This is a genomic window from Pseudomonas berkeleyensis (genome assembly GCF_014109765.1).
GTDB lineage: Bacteria > Pseudomonadota > Gammaproteobacteria > Pseudomonadales > Pseudomonadaceae > Aquipseudomonas > Aquipseudomonas berkeleyensis.
In genome coordinates, this window is record NZ_CP059139.1 from 4,304,800 (window position 1) to 4,319,096 (window position 14,297).

Sequence of the window (14,297 nt, forward strand, 5' to 3'; positions counted from 1 at the left end):
GCTTGAATCCAGGAACTGCACAGCTCAAGCTGATGACCTGAGCTTATGGACTAACTTCGAGGCTATGGAAGCTTCCATGATTTACTTCTTAATCGCCCTCTCAGCACCAGCGACTTTATTTATATTTTTCTGGTTATGGGCACTTTCTGAAAATCACAGAAAAATTTATCTGTTGAGCAAAACCAGAAAAAAGGACTACTTCCCCATTCGCGCAGAGATTGTAGATCAGCGCATGATAAAGAATCGCTTCCACGCACATAAGAGAACTTGGGTTCACTACTGCACCATCTACCTATTACGCTACCACCACGAGGGGCGAACGTACGAAGTTCAATATCTAGATGAGCAACAGGTAGGTGACCCCGTTGTAATCGACAAGCAGACCGGAACAGCCACTCTTTATATAAAAATTGAACGGCCAGCAGATGCACATTTCGAGCGTCCACTCAAGGCAGGTTACTTTCATATATGCCTGGGATTGGCACTCTACCTCATAACCTGGCTTGCCACGATCTTGCTCATACAAGGAGTCGGCCATTGAAGAATTGGGAGATTGCTCTTGCCATTGTCCTGCTTCTTATCCTCATGGTTTTCTGGGCGTTTTTTGCCAGAGTTGTTTATGGCGCGCTCACAATGATCATCCAGCGTATAAAGATTGCCTGCATGCAGCCCGGCACAGCGCAGGTGATCGCCTTCCGAGTATCGACTCACGACCCAGAAGATCGGCTTTATGACGACGCTCGCCCTGTCGTTGAACTGGAACTCAACTGTGAAATAAAGGGAAAACACTTCCACCTGACTCTCGAGCCACTGACCAGCCAAAATCTGTTCAAAGCCCTTGAACTACCTGAACACAGTGCCTCCTGCTGGATGAGTGACAGTGACTGGCATCAATTACTCGATGGACGATGGATAGCCATCGCATGCAACCCCCGTAATGAAAAAGCGGTTCTGATCGAGCAACTTCATTACAGCCGTGAAGTCGTTGCCTTTTGGCTAATAGCCTCAGCGGGATTGGTGACCACAGTTCTGCTGGCCTGGTATACCTGATATGGCCGCCTTCAACGCCACGGGGCATTTCCATCACAAGCGACTTGAGATTGAGATACGCTTTTATGTAGAAGCGCCCTCCCTGCCTCATAAAAATCAGCATTGGCCTATAAAAACATGGGGCCAAATACAGCCAGTGCAGTAAAACCTTGGTCAATGCCCCGCTGAAACAAAGCAGCGTTAGAATTACGCTCCCCACGCGGCTCTCTGCACGACATGGATCATTTCGGCACAGCGATGAGCATCGCCTTGGTAATTCTCACCTCGCTGTTGCTGCTCTTCTGGATAGTGCTGATGGGCGGTATCGCCAATGGCTATAGGGCTGATCGCCATCGGCAGGGAGGCTACTACCTGTTCGGACGTCTCATACTGAAAGGCATACGCCAGGCTTTTCTGCGACCCGGTGCGGCCCAGGTTGCAGCTTATGAGATTCTGACTCCGGATCCGAAGGAAGGCGACGCCGAAGATGCCCGGCCAATGATCTGCCTAGAACTCTACTGCGAACGCCACGGCCAACATTATCGTGAGCATACCGAAAAGAGCAGATTTTCTACTGAGTCTTTCTCTACACCCACTATCGTTTAACCAATACGCAAAACAAGTTATAACTACCACCCGACAGGTAAATACTGCGCTTATAACCGAGACGCAACAACGCGCGCCTTACAAAACCCATTAAGCCTATACCCCCAAGGCAGACGAGCAGTCTGCTCTTGATCTGCGCCCGCCAAGACCGCTCACTGAGATTATCAATAAAATTTCTATCCGATGGAAAACCAAGTTGCTGGTAATGGCAGACCGAAAGACTATTTCTACGGCATAACTCTGACACAGCACCACTTGTCAGATACTGCATATGTTCCAAGTCGACACGCAGAGCAGTCTTGCGATCATCATTCGCGATAGCGTCCCCGTTCGGAGTCCATATTAAAATCTTGCCACCCTTGTCAAGCAACTCGCACAAATCAGAAATGAGCTGATTAGGGTTCAGCACGTGCTCAATCACATCATTCAAAACAATAAGATCAAATTTTTCATCGATATTTTTCAACACATCGATACCACCCAAGAGAACAGATTCAAGACCGAGTTGGTGACAAATCGAAACCGCGACATGATCGAACTCAACACCGACAACAGAGGCTCCTAGTTGTTTTGCTTGATATAGAAACTCTCCTGTTCCACAGCCAAAATCAAGGATTCTATACCCCGCATTTAACCTGAGAAGCATATCCTTCATAACAAAACTCAAACGCGGATCGGATTGCGGATCCAAAACATCCAACTCAGACTTTATATTTTCAACACCATAACTTATACGCCCACCAAAGTACGCAACATGGTAAGAACTATAAAAATCATTGAGCAAATTTTCGGAGGGTGCTGGAGAAACATAATAACAGCCACACATCGAGCAATTTAACACAGAACACCTATCAGGACGAATGTAAGACGGCTTAGTACTTATCGCATCACAGAAAGGGCAGCCCCTACTCTCAAAACGAGAAAAATCCCAATTTATCATTCGCTTATCGAGAGGTTCGAGAATCATTGTATTTCCTTCTACACCCAAAGCCCAAGCATGTAAAAACCAAGTAACTCTGCCGATGCTACCCCAACATGAGGCTCAACGACTCGAACAACTCACCTCACTTACATAATTCGTGAGCAAACCTCTTCCGCAGAAGAACTGCAAACAGGTGCACCACGCCTGACCGTCGCATCAATCGGTGCCCACAAGCTAATGGCATCCTCAATGCTATCTAGAATGAGGTGCTTCAGACTTCCATGAAAAAACCGGCCTAAGCCGGTTTTTTCATTCAGCGCTACGGGATCACTCCCACTCGATGGTCGCTGGCGGCTTGCTCGACACGTCGTAGGTGACGCGGGAGATGCCTTCGATTTCATTGATGATGCGGCCGCTGACGGTTTCCAGCAGCTCGTAAGGCAGGTGAGCCCAGCGTGCGGTCATGAAGTCCACGGTTTCCACGGCGCGCAGGGCGACAACCCAGGCGTAGCGACGGCCATCACCAACCACACCGACCGACTTCACCGGCTGGAACACCACGAAAGCCTGGCTGGTCTTGTGGTACCAGTCGGCCTTGCGCAGCTCTTCGATGAAGATGTGGTCGGCACGACGCAGCAGATCGGCGTATTCCTTCTTCACTTCACCGAGGATACGAACGCCCAGACCTGGGCCCGGGAATGGGTGGCGGTAGACCATGTCGTAGGGCAGGCCCAGTTCCAGGCCGATCTTGCGCACTTCGTCCTTGAACAGTTCACGCAGCGGCTCGACCAGCTTGAGGTTCATTTCCTCCGGCAGACCACCGACGTTGTGGTGACTCTTGATCACGTGAGCCTTGCCGCTCTTGGCGCCAGCCGACTCGATCACGTCCGGGTAGATGGTGCCCTGGGCGAGGAACTGGATGTTGTCCAGTTTGCTGGCCTGCGCATCGAACACATCGATGAAAGTGCGACCGATGATCTTGCGCTTCTTCTCCGGATCGGACTCACCGGCCAGATTGGAAAGGAACTGCTCTTCGGCATCAGCACGGATGACCTTGACGCCCATGTTCTCGGCGAACATGGCCATGACCTGATCGCCCTCGTGCAGACGCAGCAGGCCGTTGTCGACGAATACGCAGGTGAGCTGATCGCCGATGGCCTTGTGCAGCAGCGCAGCAACCACCGAGGAGTCGACGCCGCCGGACAGCCCCAACAGCACATTGGCGTCGCCAACCTGCTCGCGAACCTGGCGGATGGCGTCTTCGACGATGTTGGCCGGCGTCCACAACGGCTCACAACCGGCGATTTCCAGCACGAAGCGCGACAGGATGCGACCGCCCTGCTTGGTGTGGGTCACTTCCGGGTGGAACTGCACGCCGTAGTAGTGGCGAGAGTCATCGCACATGGCGGCAATCGGGCAGCTCGGGGTGCTGGCGAGGATGTGGAAACCCTCCGGCAGGCGGGTGACCTTGTCGCCGTGGCTCATCCACACGTCGAGGCCGAGTACGCCGTCGGCGTCGACATGGTCTTCGATGCCAGCCAGCAGCTCGCTCTTGCCAACCACGTCGACGCGGGCGTAGCCGAACTCACGCAGGTCGGAACCTTCCACCTTGCCGCCGAGCTGCTCGGCCATGGTCTGCATGCCGTAGCAGATGCCCAGCACCGGTACATTCAGATCGAACACGGCCTGCGGCGCGCGCGGGCTGTTGGCTTCGTGCACCGACTCCGGACCACCGGCGAGAATGATGCCGCGCGGGGCGAAGGCACGGATGTCCTCGTCGCTCATGTCCCAAGGGTGCAGTTCGCAATAGACGCCGATCTCACGAACGCGGCGGGCGATCAGTTGGGTGTACTGGGAACCGAAGTCCAGAATGAGGATGCGGTGGGCGTGAATGTCGTGGGCCATGGCCATCTCTCGTAGGTATTCACAAATGACACGGGGCTGATCGAACAGCCCCGTTATTCATAAAAGTGCAGCGGATCAACCGACCCGGTAGTTCGGCGCTTCCTTGGTGATCTGCACGTCGTGGACGTGCGATTCAGCCATGCCGGCGCCAGTGATGCGCACGAACTCCGGCTTGGTGCGCATCTCTTCGATGGTGGCGCAGCCGGTGTAGCCCATGGAGGCACGCAGGCCGCCCATCAACTGGTGAACGATGGCTGCCATCGCGCCCTTGTACGGCACGCGACCTTCGATGCCTTCCGGCACCAGCTTCTCGGCACCAGCCGAGGAGTCCTGGAAGTAACGGTCACTCGAACCTTGCGCCTGCGCCATGGCGCCCAGCGAGCCCATGCCACGGTAAGCCTTGTAGGAACGGCCCTGGAACAGCTCGACTTCACCCGGGGCCTCTTCGGTACCGGCCAGCATGGAACCGATCATCACGGCGGAGGCGCCAGCGACGATGGCCTTGGACAGGTCGCCGGAGAAACGGATGCCACCGTCAGCGATCAGCGGTACGCCGGTGCCCGCCAACGCGGCGGCGACATTGGCCACGGCGCTGATCTGCGGAACGCCAACGCCGGCGACGATGCGGGTGGTGCAGATCGAGCCAGGGCCGATGCCGACCTTGACGCCGTCGGCGCCAGCCTCGACCAGTGCCTTGGCAGCGGCGCCAGTGGCGATGTTGCCACCGATCACCTGGACGTCCGGGAAATTCTGCTTGACCCAACGCACGCGGTCGATCACGCCTTTGGAGTGACCGTGAGCAGTGTCGACGATGATCACGTCCACACCAGCATTGACCAGCGCTGCAACCCGATCACCCGTATCGGCACCGGTACCGACAGCGGCGCCAACGCGCAGGCGACCCTGGTCATCCTTGCTCGCCAGCGGGTAGGCCTTGGCTTTCTCGATGTCGTTGACGGTCATCATGCCCTTGAGGCGGTACTGATCATCGACGATCAGCACGCGCTCGATGCGGTGCTTGTGCAGCAGCTTGCGCACGGTGGCCTTATCTTCGCCTTCCTTGACGGTGACTAGGCGCTCTTTCGGTGTCATCACCTCACGCACCTTGGCGTCCAGGCGGTTTTCGAAGCGTACGTCGCGGGAAGTGACGATGCCCACCAGATCGCCGTTGTACAGCACTGGTACACCGGAAATGTTGTTCAGGCGGGTCAGTTCGAACAGATCGCCAACGGTCGCATCAGCCTCGATGGTGATCGGATCCTTGACCACACCGGACTCGAACTTCTTGACCTTGCGCACTTCGGCAGCCTGCTGCTCGATGGTCATGTTCTTGTGGATGATGCCGATGCCGCCTTCCTGCGCCATGGCGATAGCCAGGCGAGCCTCGGTGACCGTATCCATGGCGGCTGACAGCAGCGGGATGTTCAGTTCGATGCCGCGAGTCAGGCGGGTCTTGAGGCTGACGTCCTTGGGCAACACCTCGGAGTAACCGGGGATAAGCAGGACGTCGTCGAAAGTGAGTGCTTCTTGGCTGATGCGCAGCATGGCGGGCTCCCGAGCGGGAAAATAAGAAGCGCGGCATTATACCCAGCGACCTCATTTCACTCAATGCAAAGTGTGCCTCTAGGCAGTCATGCCTCGAACACATAAAATAATGATTCTCAAAAACACTTGCACTTGAGTGCCAAATGAAACCTAACCGCTCCTCCTTGAGCAGCCAGCGTGCCGCTCTGCTTACCCTTTGCCTGCTTCCAGCCAGCCACCTGCTGGCTCAGGAGCTGGAGCTACCCAGCCAGGAAATCGTCGCTGCCCCGACTCTCGAAGACGACGGTTACCAGGCAAAGCGTGCCAGTACGGCAAGCAAATCCTCCGTTGCACTCAGGGATGAGGCTCAGTCGGTTCAGGTGGTTACGCCAAAGACCATTGAGGATTACCGGGTGCGTTCGCTGGATGACGCGATGAAGTTCGTCAGTGGCGTCAGCCAGAGCAATACGCTGGGCGGCACCCAGGACGGTTTCGTGAAACGAGGCTTTGGTGCCAACGCCGATGGATCGATCCTTCGTGACGGCATTCGCTCCAGCCTCTCGCGCAACTTCAGCGCCACCACCGAACGCGTGGAGGTGCTCAAGGGGCCGGCCTCGCTGCTATATGGCGCGCTGGAACCGGGCGGCCTGATCAACGTCACCAGCAAGAAGCCGCAGTACCAATGGGACACGCGCATCGACGCAGGCAGCTCAAGCTTTGGCGGCGGCAACCTGGCGGTCGACGTAACCGGCCCGATTGCCGACAGTGGCCTGGCCTTTCGCCTGATTGCCGAGCGTCAGCACGAAGATTACTGGCGTAACTTCGGCACCAAGGAAAACAGCCTGATTGCACCCTCGCTGAGCTGGGAAGGCGAACGCCTGCGCCTCAACATCGCCTACGAATACAAGGAATACAGCACGCCAGTGGATCGCGGCACGGTGATCATCAACAGCAAGCCGGCCAAGGTGTCCTACAAGGACCGCTTCGGCGAGAGCTGGTCGAAGGCAGAAGGCATCGACGAATTGCTCACCGCCACTGCCGAGTATCAACTCAGCGACGACTGGTCGACGCGCCTTACCTACGGCTGGAACAACGAGCGCTACGACTATGCCGAAGCGCGACCCGATCCCAATGGATTCAATAGCCCTGCTGGTGCAATGCGGCGCCGCTCCGATGGCAGCGAACATGACAACCAGACCCAATACCTGGCCTGGGACTGGATCGGCAATTCCGACCTGTTCGGCCAGCCTCATGACCTGCTGATCGGTGCCGACACCGAGCGAGTCGACAACTTCCGTGGCGACACCTGGCGCGGCCCGGCAGTAGGTGGCTTCAATATCTACAACCCGGTATACGGCAACCTCGCCGCACCTTCGCTGCTCAATCCCGCGCAAAGTGATCGCAGCGACGAGCTGCATTCACGGTCGATCTACGCGAAGGACAACTGGCATCTGAACGACCAGTGGATTCTGGTTCTCGGTGGCCGTTATCAGCGCTTCGAGCAGCTCGTCGAGCAAGGACGAGGAGCCACCTACGTCCGCCCAACCGACCGCCACGACACCACCTTCCTGCCCTTCGGCGGCCTGGTCTTCCAACTGAACGACCAGGTGGCCTTCTACGGCAACTACAGCCGCTCCTTCGTACCCAATGCCTCGGACGCCACTACCGGCCAGGCCTTCGATCCCGAAGAGGGTCGCAGCTACGAGTTGGGCGTAAAACTCGACCTGCCGCGAGGTATCGGCGCCAGCCTGGCGCTGTTCGATATCGAGAAAGAGAACGTGGTGGTGAGCAACAACAACGTTTCGGAAGCAGCAGGCAAGGTCGGTTCGCGCGGCGTGGAACTGGATATCAGTGGCCGCCTCAGCGAGCGCTGGGAAGTGCTCGGCAGCTACGCCTACACCGATACGGAAATCCTCGATGACCCGACCAACGAAGGCAACGAGCTGGTCAACGCCGCACGCAACATCGCCAGCCTCTACATTACCCATCACCTGGATCTGCCACAGCAATTCGGTCAGTGGCGGCTGGGGGGGGGCGCACGCTACGTCGGCGAGCGCGCCGGCGACAACGCCAACACATTCTGGCTGGACAGCTACACGGTGGCCGATGCCTTCATCAGTTGGGACAGTCAATTGCTCGGCGAGAAGACTCGCCTGCAACTGAACGTACGCAACCTGTTCGACGAGCGTTACTACCCGTCCAGCGGCGGCAATCTGCGTGTCGCAGTCGGCGAGCCGCGCGAGGTACGCCTTTCTGCCAGCATCGAGTTCTGATTCAGGCCGGATCGTCGACCCGCACCTGCCTCACGGCAAAGCCCAGTCGTTCGCCGAACTCCTCGACGAACGCCGGGCGCAGGCCGGCATCCATCCAGCCGTTGAAGATGAAGCCCAGGTTGGAAAAACCGCACGGCTGCAGGAACAGGAAACCGTTGATGTCATCTTCATGCCCGCATTCCGGGCAGGTGAAGTTGTCGGTTTCCCCTGGCCACCACACTTCCAGGCTATCGAACAACGGCACGCCGACTTCCTTGCGACATTCGGCACAGCCCGCTTCCTCGAGAAAACCACGCGTTGGTATATAGATGCAGCGGTGGGTAATGATTTCCAGGCCATTGTGCGGCTGCCCATAGGGCAGCAACTCGGGGTGCTGGGCGATGCGCCGAGCGCCGGGCCCGATGGCATAGGCCATGCCGTTGCCGCCCTGCCCGCAGGTGGTCGGCAGCGCCTCGACGATCTCGCGCTTGACCAACCAGCGCAGCATGGCCCTCGCCTTCTCTTCATGGGCAGGAAGTGTGGAAATCTGCGGGACGAGGATCAGTTGCGCGGTCATGGTGCTCGAACGGCTGGCAAGGAAAGGGCGGCAGCTTAGGCGCTGCCGCCGGCAAATCAAGCCCCGCGACAGATCGCAGCATTGGCCTGCGCCTCACGCCGCGCCAACAAGCGGGCACGCAGCACGTCGTAAATCCAGTTGAATGCCATGGTGTAGGGCAGGAAGAACAGAATCAGGACGATGTCCAGCAGCAGCGCCTCGAGCAGGCCAATCGACAGCCACCAGGCCGCCAACGGCACCAGCATGACGACCAGCCCCCCCTCGAACAGCAGTGCATGGCAGACCCGCGCCCACAGGCCGCGCTCGAAGCCCAACCGGCTCTGGGCGCGATCGAACAGGTAGTTGAACAGCATGTTCCACAGCATGGCGACGGTGGAGAACATCAGGGTCAAGGCGCCGAGCTGCAGCAAAGGCTTACCCATGAACCAGGCCATGGCCGGCGCGCAGATGAGCACGGCAATACCTTCGAAGGCCAGGGAATGACCAATACGCTCACGCAGGGAACGCGGCAGGGGCTGAGTCATGAAGCAAACCTCGTGATAAGTGACGACGAGGGCTATGATCATCGGAAAACCAGCCAACCAAAAAGCAACAGCCATCGGCCAAACCGATATGAATATTTCCCCCGAATCGCTGCAAGCATTCGCCCAGGCCGCCAGTTGTGGCTCGCTCAGCGCCGCCGCCAGGCGCCTGGGCAAGAGTCAGTCGACTGTCAGCGAGGCAGTCGCCCGCCTGGAAATCGACCTGGGCGTGGCCCTGTTCGAACGCGGCCCCCGCCACCTGCAACTGACCGAGGCCGGTGCCAGCCTGCTCGCCCACGCCGAAGAAGTCCTGTGCGCCAGCGACCGCCTGGCGCGACATGCCGCCGGTTTGGCCAGAGGCCAGGAAGCGCGCCTGACCCTGGCGCTGTCCGACGCCTACCAACCGAAACAATACGAAGTACGCCTGCAGGAGCTGGATCAGCGCTTCCCCGATCTGCAGTTCGAAAGCCTGATCGCCGAACAGGCCGACGTGCTCGACCTGGTCACCCAGGGCCGCGCACAACTAGGCCTGCTCGGTGCACAACCGACCTACCCGCCACATATCGCCCATGCCCGCCTGGAAATGAGCAGCGAGTTCGGCCTGTTCGTCGCCAAGGATCATCCCCTGAGCAAGCTGGCCCAGGTACGCCAGGAAGACTTGTCGCATTGGCGCCTGTTACGCCTGAGCAGCGTCGCCCATGACGATGCCAATACCGACGATCTACCCGGCAGCGGCGGACGTTGCTGGGCCGCACCGGACTACCTGATGCTCCTGGAAATGGCGCGTCTGGGCTTCGGTTGGGCCGAGCTGCCACGGCAACTGGTCGACACCTACAGTTTCGGTAGCCTGCATGAACTGCCCTGCAGTGGCTGGCCACGACGGGTGACCGTGGACGCTATCTGGTCGCGGCAACGCGAACTCGGCCCAGTGGCGGCCTGGCTGCTCGATCGTCTGCTCGAAGACAGTTGAGCAGGGTCGCGCCAGTGCACCTCTCGGCTTATCATGCCGCCCCATGATCAATGATCCCTTTGCTCGCCTGAACCTCGACCGCGAGGTGCTCAGCGTCAGCCAGCTCAACAACCGCGCCCGCCTGCTGCTGGAGGACGTGTTCTCCGGCATCTGGGTCGAGGGGGAAATCTCCAACCTCGCCCGCCCGGCCTCCGGCCACATCTACTTCACTCTGAAAGACAGCCAGGCCCAGGTGCGCTGCGCGCTGTTCCGGCAGAACGCTGCGCGCGTACGCCAGGCCCTGCGTGACGGATTGGCGGTGAAGGTACGCGGCAAGGTCTCGCTGTTCGAAGGACGCGGCGACTACCAACTGATTCTCGATGCCGTCGAGCCGGCCGGTGACGGCGCACTGCGCCTGGCCTTCGAGGCACTGAAGGAAAAACTTGGCACCGAGGGCCTGTTCGCCACCGAACGCAAGATCGCCCTGCCCGCCCATCCAAAGCGTATCGGCATTGTCACCTCGCCCACTGGCGCGGTGATCCGCGACATCATCAGCGTGTTCCGCCGCCGCGCCCCGCAGGTAGAGCTGAACCTGATCCCTACCGCCGTACAGGGTCGCGAGGCCACCGCGCAGATCGTCCGCGCCCTGCAACGTGCCGATGCGCAAGGTTTCGACGCGCTAATCCTGGCCCGTGGCGGCGGCTCGCTGGAGGATCTCTGGTGCTTCAACGAGGAAGCCGTGGCCCGCGCCGTGGCTGCGTGCGTCACGCCCATCGTCAGTGCCGTGGGCCACGAGACGGACGTTTCCATCGCCGACTTCGTCGCCGACGTGCGCGCACCGACGCCCTCGGCAGCCGCCGAACTGCTGGCGCCAGACAGCAGCGAACTGGTGCAGCGTCTGCACAACCTGCAGCGGCGCCTGGTGCTGCAGATGCAAGGCCGTCTGGCCCGCGAACGCCTGCGCCTGGACGGCGTGAGCAATCGCCTGCGTCACCCAGGCGAACGCCTGCGCCAGCAGGCGCAGCGCCTGGACGACCTGGACATGCGCCTGCGCCGCGCCTTCAACCAGCAACTCGCCAATCAGCGGGAACGCCTGGCCCGCCTCGATGCTCGCCTCGCTGCCCAGCATCCGGGGCGCAACCTGGCACTGCTGCGCCAGCGCCTCGACGGGCTGGCAGCGCGCCTGCCACGTGCCATGCAAGGCCAGCTACGCAGCCAGCGCCAGCAACTGGGTGCACTGGCCGCGCAACTGCAGATCGTCAGCCCCCTGGCCACCTTGGGCCGGGGCTACAGCATCCTCCTCGACGAACGCGGCCATGCCGTGCGCAGCGCCGCGCAGACCCAACCGGGCCAACGCCTCAAGGCGCGCCTGAGCGAAGGTGAACTGGACGTGCGCGTCGAAGACAACCACATACAGCCGGCGACGCTGTCGCTGTTGGACTAACAGTTGGTAGGGTGGGCCGGGCGGCGCTCCGCTTCAGCTCTTCAAGACCAGCCCTGTGGGTGGGATGAAGCCCACCCTACCATTAACAAAATGAGAACAGCGCTGGAAGCGCTGGACGCAAGAGTGACGCCGATCCGCTTTTAAGTTCAGCATCCAGCCTTCAGCGTTCTTTTCGTATAGGACTTTTATGCGCCCACTGATCTTTCTGCTTGCCTTCTGTCTTGCCATCCCCGCCCACGCCGAAGGCTTCATCACCCGCCTGCTGAACAAGCCGGTGCCGGGTGGGGTTGCGGTAGTCGATCTGGGTAACCCGGCACAGGCACCGAAGGTGCACTATCAGGGCAAACCGGTACTCACCGTGCACGAGGACGGCCAGCGCTGGATCGCCATCGTCGGCATTCCGCTCAGCGTCAAACCGGGCAGCCAGCAGGTGGAGGTCGAAGGCGGCCAGAAGCTGAGTTTCCAGGTCGACGCCAAGCACTACACCGAGCAGCGCCTCACCATCAAGAACCAACAACAGGTCACGCCCAACGCCGCCAACCTGAAACGTATCGAACGCGAGCTGGCCGAGCAGACCCGTGCCTACCAGCAGTTCAGTGCGCGCCAACCGAGCAACCTGATGTTCGACAGGCCGGTCAATGGCCCGCTGTCCAGCCCGTTCGGCTTGCGCCGCTTCTTCAACGGCGAGGAACGCAACCCACACTCGGGCCTGGACTTTGCGGCCAACCGTGGCACGCCGATCAGGGCACCGGCGGCCGGCAAGGTAATCCTCATCGGCGATTACTTCTTCAACGGCAAAACGGTGTTCCTCGACCACGGCCAAGGGCTGATCAGCATGTTCTGCCACCTATCGGAAATCGACGTGAAGCTGGGTGACGAAATCGCCCGAGGCGGCCATGTCGGCAAGGTCGGCGCCACCGGTCGCGCCACCGGCCCGCACCTGCACTGGAACGTCAGCCTCAACGATGCGCGGGTTGATCCTGCGATCTTCATCGGCGCATTCAAGCCCTGAACCGACGCAGCGTGCAGCACCTGCCGTTTGGGTTAACGGCATATTTTTGCTAGGGTACGGCGGCTCTGATGGCCGGCCCTGTAGCGTCGGCCTTTCCTCACTGCCTGCTTCGGAGTCGGAAATGCCGAATGAGCTCAATACCTGGATGGGTTGGCTGAACGAACAGCCTGAACTGCTCACCCTCACCGCCACCCTCGCCCTGATCATTGCCGCCTGGCTGTCCAACTGGATCGTCAAACGTATTCTGGTACGTGCCATCTACCGCGTGGTCGGCGCGACCGCCCTGGGCCGCCACGGCCAGATCAAGGAAAGCGGCATCATCAAGCGCTTGTCCAACATCGTGCCGGCGCTGGTGCTGTCCTCCGGCGTGGCCGTGGTACCGGGCATGCCGGAAGCCGTGGTGACGGTGACGCAGAACGTCTGTGGCGCCTTCATCGTGTTGACCATCGCACTGGCCATCGGCGCCCTGCTGGACATCCTCAACACCCTTTACCAGCGTCGCCCCAACGCACACCTGAAGCCGATCAAGGGCTACCTGCAGGTGATCAAGATCGCCATCTTCGCCATCGCCACCATTCTCATGGTGGCGACGTTGATCGACCGCTCGCCGTTGATCCTGCTGTCCGGCCTCGGCGCCATGGCTGCGGTGCTGATGTTGATCTTCCAGGACACCCTGCTGTCGCTGGTGGCCAGCGTACAGATTTCCTCCAGCGATATCGTGCGTGTCGGCGATTGGGTGGAAATGCCCCAGCTCAATGCCGACGGCGATGTGATCGACATCGCCCTGCACACGGTGAAGGTGCAGAACTGGGACAAGACCATCACCACCATCCCGACCAAGCGCTTCATCACCGACCCGTTCAAGAACTGGCGCGGCATGCAGGAATCCGGCGGGCGCCGGATCAAGCGCGCACTGTATCTGGATCAGACCAGTGTGCATTTCCTCAGCGATGAGGAGATCGCTCGCCTGCGTCGCTTCATGCTCCTCGACGAATACCTCGACCGCAAGGATCAGGAACTGCAGGACTGGAACACCAAGCTGGCCGAGCACGGCAAGGAAGCGGTCAACACCCGCCGCATCACCAACATCGGCAGTTTCCGCGCTTACGTCGAACACTACCTGCGGCACAATCCGAACATTCACCAGAACATGACCCTGCTGGTGCGTCAGCTCAGCCCGACCGCCGACGGCCTGCCGCTGGAAATCTACTGCTTCACCAACACCATCGCCTGGAATGCCTATGAAGGCATCCAGTCGGACATCTTCGACCACCTGCTGGCCATCCTTCCCGAGTTCGGCCTGCGCGTGTTCCAACACCCGAGCGGTGCGGACATGCGCGAGCTGCGTCCGACGCTGCAACCAGCCCCTTGACGCCTACGGGAACCAGATTCCCGCTTTCAGGAGCCGGCTTGTGGCGATGAACACCGCCAACAGGCTGGCTCACAACCGTCTTCACAAGCACGCCAGCACTACGCAATGAAAAGGTGAATAAGCGAGAGAAGCAGCAACAAAAAATCGCCATACCACCCAATCCGCTTTTTTTCACCAATTTTTC

At 59.5% G+C, this 14,297-nt stretch carries 13 protein-coding genes; 8 read left to right on the forward strand and 5 right to left on the reverse strand.

The window, feature by feature from the left end:
- Positions 1-76: 76 nt before the first annotated feature.
- From HS968_RS19930 to HS968_RS19940, 3 genes are all read left to right on the forward strand, one after another.
- The gene (locus HS968_RS19930; protein WP_182368368.1) at positions 77-541 is read left to right on the forward strand and encodes a hypothetical protein; all 465 of its coding nucleotides are present in this window, start codon (positions 77-79) and stop codon (positions 539-541) included.
- Positions 538-1,050: a hypothetical protein gene (locus HS968_RS19935; protein ID WP_182368370.1), complete on the forward strand. Its 513-nt coding sequence runs from the start codon at positions 538-540 to the stop codon at positions 1,048-1,050. Before HS968_RS19930 ends, HS968_RS19935 begins: the two co-directional genes overlap by 4 nt.
- 237 nt (positions 1,051-1,287) lie before the next feature.
- The gene (locus tag HS968_RS19940) at positions 1,288-1,635 is read left to right on the forward strand and encodes a hypothetical protein (protein WP_182368372.1); all 348 of its coding nucleotides are present in this window, start codon (positions 1,288-1,290) and stop codon (positions 1,633-1,635) included.
- Here the strand turns inward: HS968_RS19940 and HS968_RS19945 are convergent.
- The 3 genes from HS968_RS19945 to guaB form a co-directional block, all read right to left on the reverse strand.
- Positions 1,625-2,602, reverse strand: a complete 978-nt coding sequence (locus HS968_RS19945) for a class I SAM-dependent methyltransferase (protein ID WP_182368373.1) — start codon at positions 2,600-2,602, stop codon at positions 1,625-1,627. The two genes, HS968_RS19940 and HS968_RS19945, sit on opposite strands and share 11 nt — an antisense overlap.
- A 282-nt stretch (positions 2,603-2,884) precedes the next feature.
- A complete protein-coding gene (gene guaA / locus HS968_RS19950; RefSeq protein WP_182368376.1) occupies positions 2,885-4,462 on the reverse strand; it encodes a glutamine-hydrolyzing GMP synthase in 1,578 nt (525 codons plus the stop codon).
- 75 nt (positions 4,463-4,537) lie between these two features.
- Entirely contained in the window at positions 4,538-6,007 is a 1,470-nt protein-coding gene (gene guaB, locus HS968_RS19955) for an IMP dehydrogenase (RefSeq protein WP_182368378.1), read from the reverse strand.
- Positions 6,008-6,150: 143 nt separating this feature from the next.
- Between guaB and HS968_RS19960 the strand changes: the two genes are divergently transcribed.
- Entirely contained in the window at positions 6,151-8,259 is a 2,109-nt protein-coding gene (locus tag HS968_RS19960) for a TonB-dependent siderophore receptor (protein ID WP_182368380.1), read from the forward strand.
- Between the two features lies 1 nt (position 8,260).
- Here HS968_RS19960 and HS968_RS19965 read toward each other — a convergent pair whose 3' ends face one another.
- Both HS968_RS19965 and HS968_RS19970 read right to left on the reverse strand, forming a co-directional pair.
- Positions 8,261-8,815 (reverse strand): sugar ABC transporter ATPase, encoded by a 555-nt coding sequence (locus HS968_RS19965; protein ID WP_182368382.1) that lies wholly within the window; start codon positions 8,813-8,815, stop codon positions 8,261-8,263.
- A 56-nt stretch (positions 8,816-8,871) separates the two neighbouring features.
- Positions 8,872-9,339 carry a multidrug/biocide efflux PACE transporter gene (locus HS968_RS19970; protein WP_182368384.1) on the reverse strand — a complete coding sequence of 156 codons (468 nt, stop codon included), beginning with the start codon at positions 9,337-9,339 and terminating at the stop codon, positions 8,872-8,874.
- A 34-nt stretch (positions 9,340-9,373) separates the two neighbouring features.
- Between HS968_RS19970 and HS968_RS19975 the strand changes: the two genes are divergently transcribed.
- The 4 genes from HS968_RS19975 (at position 9,374) to HS968_RS19990 (ending at position 14,113) form a co-directional block, all read left to right on the forward strand.
- Positions 9,374-10,306: a LysR family transcriptional regulator gene (locus HS968_RS19975; RefSeq protein ID WP_182368386.1), complete on the forward strand. Its 933-nt coding sequence runs from the start codon at positions 9,374-9,376 to the stop codon at positions 10,304-10,306.
- A gap of 43 nt (positions 10,307-10,349) precedes the next feature.
- Positions 10,350-11,729 carry an exodeoxyribonuclease VII large subunit gene (gene xseA / locus HS968_RS19980; RefSeq protein ID WP_182368388.1) on the forward strand — a complete coding sequence of 460 codons (1,380 nt, stop codon included), beginning with the start codon at positions 10,350-10,352 and terminating at the stop codon, positions 11,727-11,729.
- Positions 11,730-11,916: 187 nt separating this feature from the next.
- Positions 11,917-12,741, forward strand: a complete 825-nt coding sequence (locus HS968_RS19985) for a peptidoglycan DD-metalloendopeptidase family protein (protein WP_182368390.1) — start codon at positions 11,917-11,919, stop codon at positions 12,739-12,741.
- A gap of 121 nt (positions 12,742-12,862) precedes the next feature.
- A complete protein-coding gene (locus tag HS968_RS19990; protein WP_182368392.1) occupies positions 12,863-14,113 on the forward strand; it encodes a mechanosensitive ion channel family protein in 1,251 nt (416 codons plus the stop codon).
- Positions 14,114-14,297 lie beyond the last annotated feature (184 nt).

What these genes read in the sequence shown, in the direction of transcription:
- HS968_RS19945 (WP_182368373.1), bottom strand. Translation starts at nt 2,602, where the DNA reads ATGATTCTCGAACCTCTCGATAAGCGAATGATAAATTGGGATTTTTCT.
- HS968_RS19975 (WP_182368386.1), top strand. Translation starts at nt 9,374, where the DNA reads ATGATCATCGGAAAACCAGCCAACCAAAAAGCAACAGCCATCGGCCAA.
- HS968_RS19970 (WP_182368384.1), bottom strand. Translation starts at nt 9,339, where the DNA reads ATGACTCAGCCCCTGCCGCGTTCCCTGCGTGAGCGTATTGGTCATTCC.
- HS968_RS19960 (WP_182368380.1), top strand. Translation starts at nt 6,151, where the DNA reads ATGAAACCTAACCGCTCCTCCTTGAGCAGCCAGCGTGCCGCTCTGCTT.
- guaA (WP_182368376.1), bottom strand. Translation starts at nt 4,462, where the DNA reads ATGGCCCACGACATTCACGCCCACCGCATCCTCATTCTGGACTTCGGT.
- HS968_RS19965 (WP_182368382.1), bottom strand. Translation starts at nt 8,815, where the DNA reads ATGACCGCGCAACTGATCCTCGTCCCGCAGATTTCCACACTTCCTGCC.
- HS968_RS19990 (WP_182368392.1), top strand. Translation starts at nt 12,863, where the DNA reads ATGCCGAATGAGCTCAATACCTGGATGGGTTGGCTGAACGAACAGCCT.
- HS968_RS19940 (WP_182368372.1), top strand. Translation starts at nt 1,288, where the DNA reads ATGAGCATCGCCTTGGTAATTCTCACCTCGCTGTTGCTGCTCTTCTGG.
- HS968_RS19930 (WP_182368368.1), top strand. Translation starts at nt 77, where the DNA reads ATGATTTACTTCTTAATCGCCCTCTCAGCACCAGCGACTTTATTTATA.
- xseA (WP_182368388.1), top strand. Translation starts at nt 10,350, where the DNA reads ATGATCAATGATCCCTTTGCTCGCCTGAACCTCGACCGCGAGGTGCTC.
- guaB (WP_182368378.1), bottom strand. Translation starts at nt 6,007, where the DNA reads ATGCTGCGCATCAGCCAAGAAGCACTCACTTTCGACGACGTCCTGCTT.
- HS968_RS19985 (WP_182368390.1), top strand. Translation starts at nt 11,917, where the DNA reads ATGCGCCCACTGATCTTTCTGCTTGCCTTCTGTCTTGCCATCCCCGCC.